This is a genomic window from Mesorhizobium huakuii (assembly GCF_014189455.1).
GTDB classification, from domain to species: domain Bacteria; phylum Pseudomonadota; class Alphaproteobacteria; order Rhizobiales; family Rhizobiaceae; genus Mesorhizobium; species Mesorhizobium huakuii_A.
In genome coordinates this window covers 6,371,301-6,384,666 of sequence record NZ_CP050296.1, presented here as the reverse complement: position 1 = coordinate 6,384,666, position 13,366 = coordinate 6,371,301, and the positions used below count along the sequence as shown (strand labels likewise).

Annotated in this window: 21 protein-coding genes and 1 pseudogene; 15 read left to right on the top strand and 7 right to left on the bottom strand. The window is 58.0% G+C overall.

What is annotated here, in order from left to right; genetic code table 11:
- Window positions 1–68 precede the first annotated feature (68 nt).
- Window positions 69–200, top strand: coding sequence for a hypothetical protein (locus HB778_RS43530; protein WP_432421277.1), 132 nt, complete (start codon window positions 69–71; stop codon window positions 198–200).
- Window positions 200–928 (top strand): ABC transporter ATP-binding protein, encoded by a 729-nt coding sequence (locus HB778_RS31160; protein WP_183459492.1) that lies wholly within the window; start codon window positions 200–202, stop codon window positions 926–928. The genes HB778_RS43530 and HB778_RS31160 overlap by 1 nt, the downstream gene beginning before the upstream one ends.
- Before the next feature lie 111 nt (window positions 929–1,039).
- Here the strand turns inward: HB778_RS31160 and HB778_RS31155 are convergent, their stop codons facing one another.
- The gene (locus tag HB778_RS31155; protein ID WP_183459490.1) at window positions 1,040–1,342 is read right to left on the bottom strand and encodes a hypothetical protein; all 303 of its coding nucleotides are present in this window, start codon (window positions 1,340–1,342) and stop codon (window positions 1,040–1,042) included.
- Between the two features lie 479 nt (window positions 1,343–1,821).
- Between HB778_RS31155 and HB778_RS41820 the strand changes: the two genes are divergently transcribed.
- Entirely contained in the window at window positions 1,822–2,112 is a 291-nt protein-coding gene (locus tag HB778_RS41820; protein ID WP_244661687.1) for a hypothetical protein, read from the top strand.
- A gap of 577 nt (window positions 2,113–2,689) precedes the next feature.
- Here HB778_RS41820 and HB778_RS31145 read toward each other — a convergent pair.
- Window positions 2,690–2,956 (bottom strand): hypothetical protein, encoded by a 267-nt coding sequence (locus tag HB778_RS31145; protein ID WP_183459488.1) that lies wholly within the window; start codon window positions 2,954–2,956, stop codon window positions 2,690–2,692.
- 684 nt (window positions 2,957–3,640) lie between these two features.
- On the opposite strand from HB778_RS31145, the gene HB778_RS31140 reads away from it, so the two are divergent.
- Window positions 3,641–3,865, top strand: coding sequence for a DUF768 domain-containing protein (locus HB778_RS31140; protein ID WP_183459486.1), 225 nt, complete (start codon window positions 3,641–3,643; stop codon window positions 3,863–3,865).
- A gap of 178 nt (window positions 3,866–4,043) precedes the next feature.
- A complete protein-coding gene (locus tag HB778_RS31135) occupies window positions 4,044–4,328 on the top strand; it encodes a hypothetical protein (protein ID WP_183459484.1) in 285 nt (94 codons plus the stop codon).
- A 527-nt stretch (window positions 4,329–4,855) separates the two neighbouring features.
- On the opposite strand, the gene HB778_RS31130 is transcribed toward HB778_RS31135, so the two are convergent.
- Window positions 4,856–5,050, bottom strand: coding sequence for a hypothetical protein (locus HB778_RS31130; protein WP_183459482.1), 195 nt, complete (start codon window positions 5,048–5,050; stop codon window positions 4,856–4,858).
- Window positions 5,051–5,239: 189 nt separating this feature from the next.
- Between HB778_RS31130 and HB778_RS31125 the strand changes: the two genes are divergently transcribed.
- Together HB778_RS31125 and HB778_RS31120 are read left to right on the top strand one after the other, a co-directional pair.
- On the top strand, window positions 5,240–5,674 hold the full coding sequence (locus tag HB778_RS31125; RefSeq protein WP_244661686.1) for a hypothetical protein: 435 nt from the start codon (window positions 5,240–5,242) through the stop codon (window positions 5,672–5,674).
- Between the two features lie 43 nt (window positions 5,675–5,717).
- Entirely contained in the window at window positions 5,718–5,897 is a 180-nt protein-coding gene (locus HB778_RS31120; protein WP_183459480.1) for a hypothetical protein, read from the top strand.
- A gap of 312 nt (window positions 5,898–6,209) precedes the next feature.
- Here HB778_RS31120 and HB778_RS31115 read toward each other — a convergent pair whose 3' ends face one another.
- Window positions 6,210–6,800: a recombinase family protein gene (locus HB778_RS31115; RefSeq protein WP_348524643.1), complete on the bottom strand. Its 591-nt coding sequence runs from the start codon at window positions 6,798–6,800 to the stop codon at window positions 6,210–6,212.
- 182 nt (window positions 6,801–6,982) lie between these two features.
- On the opposite strand from HB778_RS31115, the gene HB778_RS31110 reads away from it, so the two are divergent.
- From HB778_RS31110 to HB778_RS41815, 3 genes are all read left to right on the top strand, one after another.
- A complete protein-coding gene (locus HB778_RS31110) occupies window positions 6,983–7,810 on the top strand; it encodes a class I SAM-dependent methyltransferase (protein ID WP_183459478.1) in 828 nt (275 codons plus the stop codon).
- Window positions 7,811–7,894: 84 nt separating this feature from the next.
- The gene (locus HB778_RS31105; protein WP_244661685.1) at window positions 7,895–8,200 is read left to right on the top strand and encodes a DUF982 domain-containing protein; all 306 of its coding nucleotides are present in this window, start codon (window positions 7,895–7,897) and stop codon (window positions 8,198–8,200) included.
- 572 nt (window positions 8,201–8,772) lie between these two features.
- Window positions 8,773–8,991, top strand: a complete 219-nt coding sequence (locus tag HB778_RS41815; protein ID WP_244661684.1) for a cytochrome P460 family protein — start codon at window positions 8,773–8,775, stop codon at window positions 8,989–8,991.
- Window positions 8,992–9,093: 102 nt separating this feature from the next.
- On the opposite strand, the gene HB778_RS31095 is transcribed toward HB778_RS41815, so the two are convergent.
- A complete protein-coding gene (locus HB778_RS31095) occupies window positions 9,094–9,306 on the bottom strand; it encodes a hypothetical protein (protein ID WP_183459474.1) in 213 nt (70 codons plus the stop codon).
- Between the two features lie 83 nt (window positions 9,307–9,389).
- The gene (locus HB778_RS31090; RefSeq protein ID WP_183459472.1) at window positions 9,390–9,656 is read right to left on the bottom strand and encodes a hypothetical protein; all 267 of its coding nucleotides are present in this window, start codon (window positions 9,654–9,656) and stop codon (window positions 9,390–9,392) included.
- Window positions 9,657–9,824: 168 nt separating this feature from the next.
- Between HB778_RS31090 and HB778_RS43145 the strand changes: the two genes are divergently transcribed.
- The 3 genes from HB778_RS43145 (at window position 9,825) to HB778_RS31080 (ending at window position 11,792) form a co-directional block, all read left to right on the top strand.
- Window positions 9,825–10,007, top strand: coding sequence for a hypothetical protein (locus HB778_RS43145; protein WP_342633877.1), 183 nt, complete (start codon window positions 9,825–9,827; stop codon window positions 10,005–10,007).
- A gap of 372 nt (window positions 10,008–10,379) precedes the next feature.
- Window positions 10,380–10,919: a cation transporter gene (locus HB778_RS31085; protein WP_183459470.1), complete on the top strand. Its 540-nt coding sequence runs from the start codon at window positions 10,380–10,382 to the stop codon at window positions 10,917–10,919.
- A 66-nt stretch (window positions 10,920–10,985) separates the two neighbouring features.
- The gene (locus HB778_RS31080; protein WP_183459468.1) at window positions 10,986–11,792 is read left to right on the top strand and encodes a sulfite exporter TauE/SafE family protein; all 807 of its coding nucleotides are present in this window, start codon (window positions 10,986–10,988) and stop codon (window positions 11,790–11,792) included.
- A gap of 16 nt (window positions 11,793–11,808) precedes the next feature.
- Here HB778_RS31080 and HB778_RS31075 read toward each other — a convergent pair whose 3' ends face one another.
- Entirely contained in the window at window positions 11,809–12,024 is a 216-nt protein-coding gene (locus HB778_RS31075) for a MerR family DNA-binding protein (RefSeq protein ID WP_183459466.1), read from the bottom strand.
- 215 nt (window positions 12,025–12,239) lie between these two features.
- On the opposite strand from HB778_RS31075, the pseudogene HB778_RS31070 reads away from it, so the two are divergent.
- Together HB778_RS31070 and HB778_RS31065 are read left to right on the top strand one after the other, a co-directional pair.
- Window positions 12,240–12,643 (top strand): annotated as a pseudogene (locus HB778_RS31070) (host attachment family protein).
- A gap of 85 nt (window positions 12,644–12,728) precedes the next feature.
- Window positions 12,729–13,232, top strand: a complete 504-nt coding sequence (locus HB778_RS31065) for a hypothetical protein (protein WP_183459464.1) — start codon at window positions 12,729–12,731, stop codon at window positions 13,230–13,232.
- Window positions 13,233–13,366 lie beyond the last annotated feature (134 nt).

Below are 13,366 nucleotides of genomic sequence, written 5' to 3'. Positions count from 1 at the left end.
ACCTTGTCCACCTGATCCGCCGCATTCGCGATGAAACCGGCGTCACCGTCCTGCTGATCGAACACGATATGGGGCTGGTCATGCAAGTGTCGGAAAAGATCGTCGTGTTCGACTACGGTCAGAAGATCGCCGATGGTGCGCCGGAGGCCGTCCGCGCGGACCCCAGGGTCATCGAAGCCTATCTCGGCACGGAGGATTGATGGACTCCGAGATCGTTCTCAGCGCGGACCGTATCGTTGCCCGCTATGGCGCCATCGAAGCGCTTCATGGCGTCAGCCTTTCGGTCAAACGCGGCCAGATCGTCGCCCTGCTTGGCGCGAACGGCGCCGGCAAAAGCACGGTGCTGCGCACGTTGTCCGGCCTCATTGCGGCGTCCTCTGGAAATGTCCGCTTCCTGGGCGAGGACATAACCAAGGTCCCTGCCCACCGCCTGCCGCATCGCGGGCTTGTCCACGTTCCGGAGGGCAGGCGTATTTTCGGAGACATGACGATCAAGGAGAACCTTGACCTGGGCTCGTTTACGCTTGCCGACGACGCCGAGCGCCGGCGGCGGCTGGATCACGTTTTTGAACTCTTTCCCATCCTGGCGCGCAGAAAGAATGGCGATGCAAGGAACCTCTCTGGAGGAGAGCAGCAGATGCTCGCGATCGGCAGAGCCCTCATGGCCGCGCCCAAAGTGCTCCTGCTCGATGAACCGTCAATGGGCCTGGCGCCGCAACTGATCAAGGAAGTCATGAACATCGTCCAGCGCCTCAACCGCGAAGGCGTGACCATCCTGCTCGTGGAGCAAAACAGCAAAGTCGCCTTGAAATTCGCCGACTACGGCTATGTTCTCAAGGCCGGGCGCGTTGTCCTTGAGGGGCCAGGCAGTGATCTTGCAAGCAATGAAGCGGTCATCAGCGCCTATTTAGGTGGTGTCGCTGCCTAGCTTACACTGCCTCACGGTGTGAACAGCGGGCAAGGCTGAACGCTCGCTGGCGGTGACGGCATATTGGTCCGATATCTGGCGCGTTCTGCGCGGGGGAGGAGTGGGCGGACCCTAGGTGATCTCGTAGTAAAAATCGCAGATCAGGTCCGCGACTTTAACCGCCTCAAAATCAGTCATGTGCGCCGCTGTCTCCACCGCGACCGTTTCCATATCATCTTGATCGATGGCGAGAAGATCCAGCAATTTAGCAAACTTGAATTTTAGCTCTCGGTCACCGTCGAATTCATCGATAGTGACGTTCAAGATGTTTGCGTTCGCGTTTATCAACCGCGTTTGAATGCTGTCGGAAGAGGCTGCTAGCGAGCGGATTGCCGCAAAAAAGTGCTCACGCGCATTGGTATATTTTTCGTCCATTTCGGTACCTCTCGGGTAAAATAGCGCCTTGGACGTGGGGCGCAGCCGGGACTTATGCGTCCCGTAGTGTCGGAGTCAACAAACTTCTGCCCCGTCTACGGCACCCGTGACGTAGTCCAGGACATGAAGGGAGACACTGATGAGTTGCGCAGTTGAAACGAGGATCTGGCTTTAAGAGCGTTCGGATGCGCCGCCACGCAATCGTCCCCGTCACCACTCGTTGACTCCTGCTGGCTCGTTCCGGCTACTCCAGACCAATTGCCCGCTGGCTTGCGTCGGCGGGCCTTTTTTGTTGAATTAGAGGAACAGCATATAGGGGCGTAGCTTGTTTACGCGGCAGCACTGTTGCTGGCCAAGGTCCGCATCCCTTGGTCGGGCCCGCCTTGCTCCCCATTTAAGGCGGGCCCACACGGAATCTCGCTACTCCAGTCTAAATTTGCCGCTGGCTACGGCCGGGGCTGGACGGTCATTACCGGGACTTGGCCAGCGCAGCGAAACGGCTCGGGGTAGAGAGCGCCATCATCGACGGTGAAATAGTGGTGCTCAACGAAGCAGGCCTTTCTGATTACCAGGCGTTGCGAACTGCCATCACCCGCCGGCAACACCACCTCTATTTCGTCGCCTTCGATCTGCTCCACCTCAACGGCTACGATCTGCGGGATATGGATCTCGAAGACCGGCGCGAGATCCTGGAAAGCATCATACTGCCTGATGACCGAATCCAGTTAGGCAGGCGCTGCCGGGAGAAGCCAAAGCCATTTTCCACCTGATCGACAATGCCGGCCTAGAAGGCATGGTTTCGAAGCCCCGCTACCGTAAATACCGCAGCGGCCCCTCAACAGCTTGGCTGAAGATCAAGAGCTGCATGGTCGAAGAATACGATCTGCTCGGCGTCGAGCGCGAACCGGGGAAGCCGGCCTTCGCTTTGATGGCTGACCGCACTACCGGGAGATATGTCGGCTCGGCTTTCATCAACTCCCGTGGCGCGATCCGAGACCGCCTATGGAGGCGCGTTCAGGAGCGCGCCGGACCGGCCCCGAGAGGTATGAAGCCGCCGGCGAAGGCTCGCCGGGCTTGAGGTCGTGGGGGTCTTCGCCCGGGCGGCGGCGGGTTTTCAGTAATGGACGTTGGATGATAGCTGCTCACCGCGTCAATTCTTGGATTACGACTAGAGGCGAATGGCCGTCTGCGACAAATGCATCGTGGAAGCGGTGTGTGATCCGGCTTAATTTTCGCAGATCACAGGCGCGCTCGGAACTACATCCGATTTCGAGCGCGGCAAAGGAGTCTGCGGTAAGAGCCATGACTTGGTGAGTTATCCCACAGCTAGTCCACCAGATGGCCGATCTAGGTGCCAAGCGCGGCACGAACATCGTCTGGAATATTTTGGACCAAGAACGCTAGTGCGGTGCTGATATCCAGCCCAGTCATCCCTTCCGCCGTGCCGGCCTTGATGGCGCTGGTGAAAACCAGCGTGCCATAGTCCTCCCCGGCTGCCTTGAGATGCTCGGCGGCAACGATCGGATCGGGCGTGCGCAAGCAGTGCTCGACAGCCAATCTCTGGACCAGCCATTCGATCGCGCAAAGCCGGTCATGTCCGTCTGGAAATGACATTTTGTAATCCCCCATATCCCCACAAGGGCTGTGATAATGCGATATCTGTAGGCAGATTGTCGAATCCCGAGACACGCGATGCGCGACAGCGAGGTTATGGAGCGGCCTGGCAAGGGCTGGACGCCTTGGAAGGAAGGTCCAGTCTACCTCGAAATCGATAAGGTCTGGTGGCGGCACGACAGTTGCATTTTGCGAAACTCAACGTGACATGATGGTTTGACGGATCGGATCTCGCCGGCATCGAACCCTGGCGTTATCGGCGCCAGGAGACGCATGGGCCTCATACGGTGCTGAACATCGCCCGAGCGTAGCGGCCCAACCTCTCTGCCGTTCGTTGACCTTTGCTGGCTCGCTCCAACTACTCCAGACCAAATGCCCGCTGGCTTCGGCCGGCAGGCTTTTTGTTGGGCGTAGGGAACCTTGGACCATAGGCGATGTTGCGATGATGCAGTGGAGTGGAACGGCTTCCCCGTCCGCTGTTAGATCGTGACTCCATGGACGGTCGGAGCCCGCGGCCCCGCGTCGAACTCCCGGCAGCGGGCTTTTTCGCGATAGGCAGGAACTTTGGGTTTACAGGCAATGTTGAGAGGACAGCAGCATGCTCCGGCCGGGACTGGCGCTGACCACGGTGCGGATCTTGGTTGGCCCGCGCCGCCCGGGCCAGTCCCATTTTAGGGTATTATCATGATCCTCGGACGACAGCGTGCCGAGAATTTTTTGGTTGAATGGGTCGAGAAATACGACCTGATTCAAGGTTGCTCCGGCCGGGACCAGACACAGATTGAGCAGCTGGCACGCCGCCTTATTGCCGACGCAGAGGCAGAAGGAATCAGTGAAATCGATCTCACCGAAGCCTTTAACGAAACTCGCTACTCGGCTTTAGCCGATCTGCTGATGCCGAAAACTTAAAGTCGCCACCCCACGGTCGAACACCCTCGGATTCTGAACAATTTCGCTCTGGTTCTGCCAAGCGGCGGTCGGCGCATAGCGAGTGCTACAATTTCAGGATCTATTGGAAACCTTTTCTCCTAGTCGGCATTGCATTAGCACGGCTGCATTCGAGCAGCTAAGATCAGGAGGAATTTTGATGAACTCGAAAATGCTCGTTCTCGGCGCATCGCTCGCTCTTATGACCGGTTCGGCCTTCGCCGGAAGTTCCACCGGCACTTCTGCACTCGATGATCCGGCGAAAATGTCCCCCTTCTTCACCGACGCCGGCATGAAGACCATGAAGTCGGAAGCGGATGCGAAAGCCGCGTGGACGGCCATGAGTGCGGACGACCGGGCCGCAATTATGAAGGAGTGTGCCGACGAAGCAGTCGCGAAGTCGCATGCAGATTTCTGCAAAATGGCAATGCAAATGGGCAAATAGGCCCAACCCAAAAGACAAGCCCGCCGGAGCGAGCCAGCGGGCTTTTTCTTTGAGCCGGGAACCAAGGGCAGCGGCGATGCCGCATCAGGCAGTGGAATGCGACAGAGGGCTTTTTCGCGAGAGGGAGGAACTTCGCATGCCGCAGCATGTTGATCTGCAGCGGTAAATTCCCTCCCGGGGTTTAGCGGCTGGCCAAGAGCGGTTCTTGGCGGGCGCGGATCGCAATAGGGGCGCGGGCAGCCTGTGCGTGACGGACCTTTTGGGATTGACCGCTGGCGTCTGAGGTTGTCCCGCAGGCGTCACAGCGGTCTCCAGGCCCGAAAGCGGCGCATGCACTGAGCAAATCCATCCAGGCAGGATGCCCACAGGGACGGAGTTGTTGCCACAAATGCTGAAACGATTTCTACAGTCAGTTCCGCAAGGTTGGCGGGATGAAATGCGTCTCGCTGTCCATTGGATATAAACCAAAAAGCTGTCTATTTTGGCGCCCTAAATCTTCCATCGAGATGGTCAATGCATAATCGGCTCTAAAGGCTGAAGCTGTATTCGAAAATGTGGCCGCGCTTCTCGTCGGTCACCCTGATCCATACGCTCTCGTTTGTGCGCAGCGTGACGCCTCTCTCGGTTGCCTCCTGCGCAGCCCTCAATGGCGTCGTTGCATTGACGACGTGCGTGGCGGTGACGGCATCGCCGTTCATTTCCTCGATATGATACTTCGGCAACTCGGCCGCTCCTAATTGTCCAGCTCAAGTGGCTCATGATCGGGCTGCTCGTGCCACAACGCTTGCCGAATGTCGCGGCGGTCGACGCGCTGACCGCATATTGGGCATTCGTGAAAATGGTCGTGGCCGTTGCCGGGCCTCTGAGGTTTGCCGGGGAAAGGTGGCGGTCCGAGATCTGCGATTCTGGTCATGACCGATCGAACCCGGCCGCGGCGTAAAGGTTCCAAGCGGGAACTATTTCAGCGCTTGCTAATTGAATGGCTGGGTGTAGGGGTGTTCATGCGTTTGAAGTTCGTCGAGCCTTTGTTGCCGACCCTTGTCGAAGAATGGATTCACGAGGTCAAGTTCGACGGCTATCGATCGCAGATCATCATTCATCACGACGTCCGTATCTTCACCCGAAACGGCTATAACTGGACCGCGAAATATCGGGACCTGGCCGGGGCGTCGAAACGGCTCGGCGTCGAGAGCGCCTTCATCGACGGCGAAATTGTCGTGCTCAACGAGGCCGGCCTTTCAGATTGTGGCCGCGTCGCTGATCGGCCGGGTTGGGAGCCTTGGTGTTGCTCCTGCGCATCAATCGATGACTTCGACCTCAACGTTAAAGATGATATCGCCGGCTGACAGCGATCTGGGAACCAAGGCGGCGTGTTTCGGTTAACTCCCCATGCTGGTCGGAGATTTCGACACCACGCCGTTCAGGCACACCAAGTTGTTTCGCGATGCCAAGATCGCGATGCTGACACACAGAGTCATTTTCCACATGGATATGACCGCGGCTGCAGCTGGCAAGGTCGAGGAAGCGCTGGCGGAATTGCTCGATGCAGCTGCGTCCGAGCGACATTAGTTAGGGCGCGCTGCGATGGATTATCTCAAATCGGTGATCAAGGAACTCCTTCCGGCTTGACTGGTGCGAAAGTCAGCCGAGGTGGACGTGCGTGCAGTTGAACAGCAACCGCCAATCCGCGACTTCGTAGGCGCTGCGCCCCCGCGGCGGTATCGAGGCCCCGTGCCACAAGAGGCGCGGCGCTTCTCACGCTGATACCGTCCCGGCGTGGTTTTTCCCGCTTATCAAAGCTCGTTTGTTGAGCGCGCCAGGATGTTTCGCACGTTCGAAACCTTCACTGTCCGCCGCGGGCTGTTCGAACGCCTCGGTTGTTCAAGGGGCGATGCCGGAGCGACGGATGGACTCGATGACCGGAAGGATCGTCTCGCGAAACGATCGGCGGCCTCCACCGAGATCTGTCGCCCCGTGGCGGCCGCCTGCGCGGAATTGGTTGGATTGCCGAGTTTCCCGGTCATCTTGCGAGAGGCGAGGGCGGCTTTGGTGCGCTCCGAGATGAGACGCCGCTCCTTCTCGGCCAAGGCCGCACAGAATGCAGCATGAAAGGGTCGGCATCGGCTCCGAGTTCGGCGACCATGATGGGACGCGCTGAACCATAAGTCCGGCAATGAAGGCAACGTCTCGCGACAGCCGATCGAGCTTAGCAACAATGACCGGACACTTTGCCTGTCGCGCCTGGGCGAGGGCGGCTGCCAGCTGTGGGCGCCGGTCCAGGGTCGGAGCCTTGCCGGTCTCGACCTCGGTAAACTCGTGGAGGATCGCGATGTCTTCGGTTTCGGCGAACCGGGCGACGGCCGCGCGCTGGGCATCGATGCCAAGCCCCGAACGACATGGGTTGAAACTCGATAGTAGGCAACAGCGCTGGACATGGTCCGATCCTCTGCGGGTGTTCAAACTGCAAACCACCGTTTGCAGTTTGCTCGGTTCGCTCTGGATAGCAAGCTAACCGTCTGATCCAGTTGATTATTTATTGATAGCCGCATTCTTGAATTGTCGTTGGTGAAAGAGTGTCGGACAGCTCCACTATCCAAGCGGCAGGCATTCCAATAGCCTCTGCTGCGTAAGGCGGCACAAATCTGGAGGCTTTCATGACTTCCACTTTCAATGTCGGAAAAGCCGCTGGCTATGAGCAGCTTATGGGCCGGTGGAGCAAACGGCTCGCCCCTCTCTTCATCAATTTCGCCGGCTTGGCAGATGGAGAACGCATCCTGGATGTTGGATGCGGTACAGGGAGCCTCACGTTCGCGCTGCCGCAAGTGGCAAATGTGCGTGAAGTGGCTGCGATCGACTTTTCGTCGGTGTTCGTCGATGAGGCCAACAGGCTCAACACTGACCCGCGAATCCAGATTCAGCAGGGCGATGCAACCTCGCTTACGTTTCCGGATGCATATTTCGACCGGGCACTTGCATTGCTTGTGTTGCACTTCGTTCCGGAAGCAGGCCGGGCAATCGGTGAGATGCGCAGAGTGGTCCGCCCAGGAGGCGTCGTCGCGGCCGCAGTGTGGGACCATCTGGGCGGCATGCCGGTTATGCGCATGATGTTGGACACCCTCGCGGTAATCGATGAAAACGCGCGAGCGCTACGAAGCCGGTATTGCTTCCAGCCCATGATGCAGCCCAATGAAATGAAGCAGAGCTTCATCGAACAAGGACTTCATGACGTTGAGGAAACCCAGCTTTTGATCCGAATGGATTATGAGTCCTTCGATGATTATTGGCAGCCGATCACTTCGGGAGAGGGGCCGCTTGGCAAGTACGCTGCGGGGCTTGAACCTGCGATGCGAGCCAAGGCAGACGCTGCCGTGCGGGACGCTTACGAAGCAGGCCGCCCAGATGGATCTCGTTCATTCGTTTCGGTTGCGAGGGCGTGTCGTGGCACCGTAGCTGAACTAGCAAAGGCCACCAGGGCGGACTAGAAACGGCTGCCGGGGAACCAAATTGGTTGGTTGACGTTTCGAGCGCACTTGCCGTAAGCCCAAGATTGCGAAGGAATGCATAGTTTGGCGCCCAAGCGTTTTCACAAGCCAGTAATCATCCAGCCGGGGCGCATCGACCGAGATAGGGTCGTAACAACCGTGGCCGAAGCCGCCGAGTTGCTACTGCGTGCCTGGCCGTCACCGGGATCGGAACAGCGCCTCAAGGCCATGAAAATCTGCCTTGAGGTGATCAACGGCCGGAAGCCGCCGCGATCGGCGCGAGCTGCGTTCATCGTTGCAGCCAAGGACGCAAATATCTTCCTGGGCGATGCCGACCATATAAATGATGTGATCGACCTTAACCTGCCAGTATCCGAGCACTCCTCATGAGCCCTCGGCGAGTTCGGGCTAGACTGGCTCCTGCCATTCGTCAGAGGATTTGGCGCTGCTGATATGTTGTGACGAATGTGATGGTGCTATCGAGCTTCCCCGACTTCATGGACGCGGATTCCTTCCACTTGGGCGATCTTCTCCAGTGATCTGCCATTAGCCGGACAGTTGGCTTCATGTCCGTGCCACGCGATGGACCTCGGTCGAGTGACGCGCTGGGGAAGCAGATGGCGGGCGAACATTGGGTGAGGAGGGGTACCTGTTTGTGCTCGGGTTGGAAGCAGGTGGTCTAGCATGCGTTCAACGGCCTACGCCGCGTTCCCCTGGTCGCCGCCCTCGTTTCACTGGGCTTGTTGTTTTCAGCGGCCACCAGGCCCAATCCGCGTCACGTTCCCGGAGAATTTCAAGGACTTCGTGATGTATGCGAAGTATGACCGGGGATCCTCCTGGGATGAGGCGTTTGCGCTTCCCGAAACGATCGCGCTGTCGAAGGCTGGGCAGCCGCTCCCTGGCCGGCACCCGCCTCGTCCTGGGCATCTATAACGACCACACCCTGACTGAACTACTTCGTCATGGAAAAGGGGGAGGGGTGGGGTCTCGATTTTTCGGCCGAGCAGCGCACTGGCGACTGGCATTTCCAGCAGTTCAATGCGGGTATGCAGGTGCTGCGGACGTCGTTCGCCGAACGCTGCCAATCGTGCCACCTAGGCGCAGCGCCCAGCGATTTCATGTTCACTCGCGACAGGATGGGCGAAATCCGCCGCTGGGCTGCGGATAACCCTTGGAATTGAGCTGGTCCACGACGGTAGACAAGCGAGCGTTTTTCGCTGCGACTCGAAACTGCTTCCCTTCGAACGTGGTCGCGATAAAATTCAGTCACAACCCAATTAGCTTCAATCAGATAGCGAAGTCACAGGCTCAACTGACGGTCCGGACCGTGGCGTCTTGCTCTCTTCGGCTATCACCAGCAGAGCCTCAAGGGTCACTGCAATTCCCGACATCAGCGCGGAAATATCGGTGTTGCCGCCGGGCAATGCGAGTTCTGCCGCCCTGGTTTGCATGCTGATGCCGAGTTCCTTCAATTTCAGGCGCAGATCGTCGTCCATGACATTCCTCCGGTTGCTTTGGCTAACGCTGCGATTGCCGACCAGTTCCTTCTATGCAAAGTGCCAGAACTGACGGGGCGCCCCTATGGCTGAAGCAGGGCAACTCCGTATTGCGCCCACAACTGCTCGCAGTCTTTTGCCCTCAGGCTTGGCGTTCCCGGTTCGCCATAGAAAACCATCGCTGCGCGGACGTCATATCCAAGCACCGAGGCATTGGCGACGAACTGGATGGCGTTCCCGAGGCGAATGGCACCGAGCTTGGCTTCCGTTCTGTTGGTGAGGTCAAGCACCCCAAGAATTTCCGCGTCGTCATTCCTGGCAGCCAACACCGCGCCTACAGTCGCAAGCATATCAGCCTCCGCTAATATATTAACCTCCCAAGGGCGTACTTTGTTCCTCACCAAAACTAGCCGACCTGCATGCGCTCAGACCGCTAACCAACACGGACAGCTTGCCGAAAGGCCGCTGATGCCGTTGAGGACCAAGAATGGCACGACCGACCCTATTAACTCGCCGACGTGATCTGCGAGAGAATTGCAGACGGGGAAAGCCTTCGTTCGATTTGCGATTGCGATGACATGCCGATCGTAAAACTGCCCATTCCATCGCCCCATGTCGCGTCCATGTCGCACGGACTTGCCGATAGTCGCAGGAAACCCTTGGAAATCAACGGTAGTGGCTTGCAACATGGCGCGACATGAAACCAGCCGCCAAGGTGCATTGGGATGGCACTTAAGCGACTAATTTCATTTGATGAAATTTGGTGGCGGGAGAGCGTTACCGACTTTTCCGCCCACTCATCAGATCGGCGGTTCCTGCTCCGTTGTCTTGGATGCGGGTACATTTTGAATAGCGCTCTCTACTCAAGGCAGACGCTGTCTTATTTCGCGGTAGTACCAGCATCGCGTTCGAAGATTTGTTGTCTGCAATCGAGATCACAAACAGTTTCCGTATAAAAGTTGGCCTTTGAATTGCTTTTTCGATGGCACCTCGGCCTCATATCCAGAAAACGGTCGCTTACAGGACACGGCAAATCTATTGGCCCATGCTCTGAGCTCAGATACGCTCAGAGAATGAATCCAGCACTCCGTCGCGTCGTCCTCATCGTCGCGCTGCTCAACCTCGGCTATTTTGGCATTGAATTCGCCGTGGCGCTCGCCATAGGCTCGGTGTCATTGTTCGCCGATAGCATCGACTTTCTCGAAGATGCGTCCGTGAACCTCCTCATATTACTCGCCTTCGGCTGGTCGTTGCGCTCGCGCTCGCGGGTAGGTATGGCGCTCGCCCTCATCCTGCTCGTGCCGGGTCTGGCTACGCTCTGGACGGCCTGGCAAAAGTTCAACATGCCCGTGCCGCCACAGCCGGTCGCCTTGACGCAAGCGGGGCTTGGTGCACTCGCCGTCAATCTTTCCTGTGCCTACATGCTCGCCGCATACAGACATCATGGCGGCAGTCTGACAAAGGCTGCATTTCTTTCGGCCCGTAATGATGCGTTCGCCAACATAGCCATTATTGCCGCCGGACTGGTCACGGCATTCCTCTGGCGGTCGGCATGGCCAGACTTGATGGTGGGTCTGGGGATTGCGGCATTGAACGCCGATGCGGCACGTTAAGTGTGGGAAGCTGCTCGCGACGAACACCGTGCTGCCGCCTGATCCGGCCGGAGACTCAGCGGACCCATGACACTGGCAAAGGAACCGAGTGAACACCGCAGCAATTCCGGTGCTTTCGGTGGGGGAGCGCTGATAGGAGCGCTAGGCGGTCTGATTGGGCTTGGTGGAGCTGAGTTCCGCTTGCCGCTCCTGATTGGAGTTTTCAATTTCGCGGCGCTGGAGGCCGTCATCCTTAACAAGGCGATGAGCCTAGTTGTGGTCGCCACGGCGCTGCCGTTCCGGGCGGCCACGGTATCCTTTGGTACCATTGCAGCTGACTGGCCGATCATCGTCAATCTGCTCGCGGGTAGCCTCCTTGGCGCATGGCTGGGGGCGGGGTGGGCGACCCGCCTCAAGTCTGAATCGCTTTACAGGGTGATTGCCATCTTGCTCGTCGCCATCGCGGTCATCCTGATGGTTGGTCATAACGCCAGAGCGGGAGAGCCTCTATTGGTCGGCACCGCGCAAGCTGTCGCCGGTGTCGTCGCCGGCTTGATCATCGGCGTTGTAGCATCCCTGCTCGGCGTCGCCGGCGGCGAGCTCCTCATTCCGACAATGATCCTCCTGTTTGGCGCCGATATCAAACTCGCTGGCAGCCTGTCGCTTGTGGTAAGCCTGCCGACTATGCTCGTTGGCTTTACCCGATATAGTCGCGACCAAAGCTTTTCCGTCCTCGGCCGTAATCGCATGTTTCTATTGATCATGGCGGCGGGCTCAATAGTTGGCACTTTCATCGGCGGCCGGCTGCTCGGCCTCGTGCCTAACGAATTACTCCTGCCAGCGCTCGCTGCCATTCTGCTGCTATCCGCTGTGAAGATCTGGAACCATCGCTAAAGTAAGGGCTCTGCAATCAACCACAGCAACCTCCAGCCTTGGCCGGCGAGGCCATATCCTTGAACTCGAGCCGGTGCTCAAGCGAACGCAGCGCGGCAAGCTTCTCTCGCACCTGATTGAGCTGCAACTGAGCGATGTCGCGCGTCTCTATGCAGTCGCGGCTGGCGCTGATGGGCAGGTCCAGCAGCACGCGCACCGGATCGATGCTGCCGCGCCCCCGTAGCCCGATCATTAGCCAAATCTAAAACTGAATGGAACTGCCATGGCTGTTTCCCTCGTCTCCAAGGTGCTTGGCACGAAGGGTCTCTCCGGCGAGATGTGGGCTGGCCTCAATGAAAAGGTTCTTCTCAAAGCATCCAATGGCGACTTGAGACGTTGAGGCTCACGTCAGCACGCTATCTATCGAATTGGGTAGTCGACGATTGGCGCAATTTCGGAGACTCCCAAATGGATATTCCTAGAGGTGCCACCGTTGCAGTGGCTGACGGCGAGAGGCTCAACCTGTTTCGCAACTCAGGAGACGAAGCCAATCCCAAACTCACGGCTTCGACGGTCGAAGACGTAACCAACGACAACAAGGGGTCCGGCGCGCGTCATCAGAGCAGCTCCGCCAATCCTGACAACAGTCAAATCGAGGAAGACAGTTTCGCAGCCGGAACTGCCGACTTGCTCAACCGACAGGTTCTCGGCGGACAAATCGACAATCTGATCATCATCGCCGCTCCTCGAACGCTTGGGAACTGCGTAAGCATTATCATCAGAAATTATCGGCCGTGCTTGTTGGCGAAATCGCCAAGGATCTCACGGGCCATTCGGCCCAAGAGATAGAGAAGGCAGTTGCCAGCGCATAGACGGGCAATTTGCTGCGAACCCATATCTGCACCCCATTGCGCTGGCGCATTCTATCGCGCTTGCGGTGAACTGAAGGATTTGATCATGACAAAAAACCTTGGGCTACTGACCGCCGCAATGCTTTGCATCGCGGGATCTGCGCAGGCCGCCGACGGCGCCTTTCTGAAATCATTCGCGGGGAGTTGGGTTGGCAAGGGCACGGTCAAAACCGACGCTGATTCCAAGCCCATCAAAATCAATTGCAAATTCGCGTCCAACGCAACCGACAGTTCGTTGTCACTTGATGGCAAATGTACAGGGTACGTGGTCTTCTCGCGAGCGATCGGCGCCGACGTCAAGACCAATGGCAAAACATATACCGGCACATACACTGGATCGAGCACCGGCCCTGCCGGCCTCAGTGGCAATCGTTCCGGCAACGCCCTGGTCCTTGGCATTCATTGGGCAAAAGAAGTCAATGGCGATCGGGCCGCCCAGCTGAGACTGGAAAAGGTTGGAGACGATGGGATGCGTTTGACGACGATCGACAAGGACCCGGCGACCGGCAAGAACATTGTGATCAGCCAGATCAACCTCAGCCGTCCCTAGCGTGCGCCACGCGGTGGATGAAGCGGAAATCATCCACCCATACCGCCGGGCTCTATGTGAGTTCGTAGTAAAAATCGCAGATGAGGTCTGCGACTTTGACGGCTTCAAAATCCGTCATATGCGCGGTTGTCTCA

Excerpts from the sequence above, each read along its gene's own strand:
- HB778_RS31160 (WP_183459492.1), top strand. The coding sequence starts at position 200 with ATGGACTCCGAGATCGTTCTCAGCGCGGACCGTATCGTTGCCCGCTAT.
- HB778_RS31075 (WP_183459466.1), bottom strand. The coding sequence starts at position 12,024 with ATGATCGGGCTACGGGGGCGCGGCAGCATCGATCCGGTGCGCGTGCTG.
- HB778_RS31110 (WP_183459478.1), top strand. The coding sequence starts at position 6,983 with ATGACTTCCACTTTCAATGTCGGAAAAGCCGCTGGCTATGAGCAGCTT.
- HB778_RS31145 (WP_183459488.1), bottom strand. The coding sequence starts at position 2,956 with ATGTCATTTCCAGACGGACATGACCGGCTTTGCGCGATCGAATGGCTG.
- HB778_RS31085 (WP_183459470.1), top strand. The coding sequence starts at position 10,380 with ATGAATCCAGCACTCCGTCGCGTCGTCCTCATCGTCGCGCTGCTCAAC.
- HB778_RS31135 (WP_183459484.1), top strand. The coding sequence starts at position 4,044 with ATGAACTCGAAAATGCTCGTTCTCGGCGCATCGCTCGCTCTTATGACC.
- HB778_RS31140 (WP_183459486.1), top strand. The coding sequence starts at position 3,641 with ATGATCCTCGGACGACAGCGTGCCGAGAATTTTTTGGTTGAATGGGTC.
- HB778_RS43530 (WP_432421277.1), top strand. The coding sequence starts at position 69 with ATGGGGCTGGTCATGCAAGTGTCGGAAAAGATCGTCGTGTTCGACTAC.
- HB778_RS31095 (WP_183459474.1), bottom strand. The coding sequence starts at position 9,306 with ATGGACGACGATCTGCGCCTGAAATTGAAGGAACTCGGCATCAGCATG.
- HB778_RS41815 (WP_244661684.1), top strand. The coding sequence starts at position 8,773 with ATGGAAAAGGGGGAGGGGTGGGGTCTCGATTTTTCGGCCGAGCAGCGC.
- HB778_RS31090 (WP_183459472.1), bottom strand. The coding sequence starts at position 9,656 with ATGCTTGCGACTGTAGGCGCGGTGTTGGCTGCCAGGAATGACGACGCG.
- HB778_RS31155 (WP_183459490.1), bottom strand. The coding sequence starts at position 1,342 with ATGGACGAAAAATATACCAATGCGCGTGAGCACTTTTTTGCGGCAATC.
- HB778_RS31065 (WP_183459464.1), top strand. The coding sequence starts at position 12,729 with ATGACAAAAAACCTTGGGCTACTGACCGCCGCAATGCTTTGCATCGCG.
- HB778_RS31080 (WP_183459468.1), top strand. The coding sequence starts at position 10,986 with ATGACACTGGCAAAGGAACCGAGTGAACACCGCAGCAATTCCGGTGCT.
- HB778_RS31125 (WP_244661686.1), top strand. The coding sequence starts at position 5,240 with ATGACCGATCGAACCCGGCCGCGGCGTAAAGGTTCCAAGCGGGAACTA.
- HB778_RS31120 (WP_183459480.1), top strand. The coding sequence starts at position 5,718 with ATGCTGGTCGGAGATTTCGACACCACGCCGTTCAGGCACACCAAGTTG.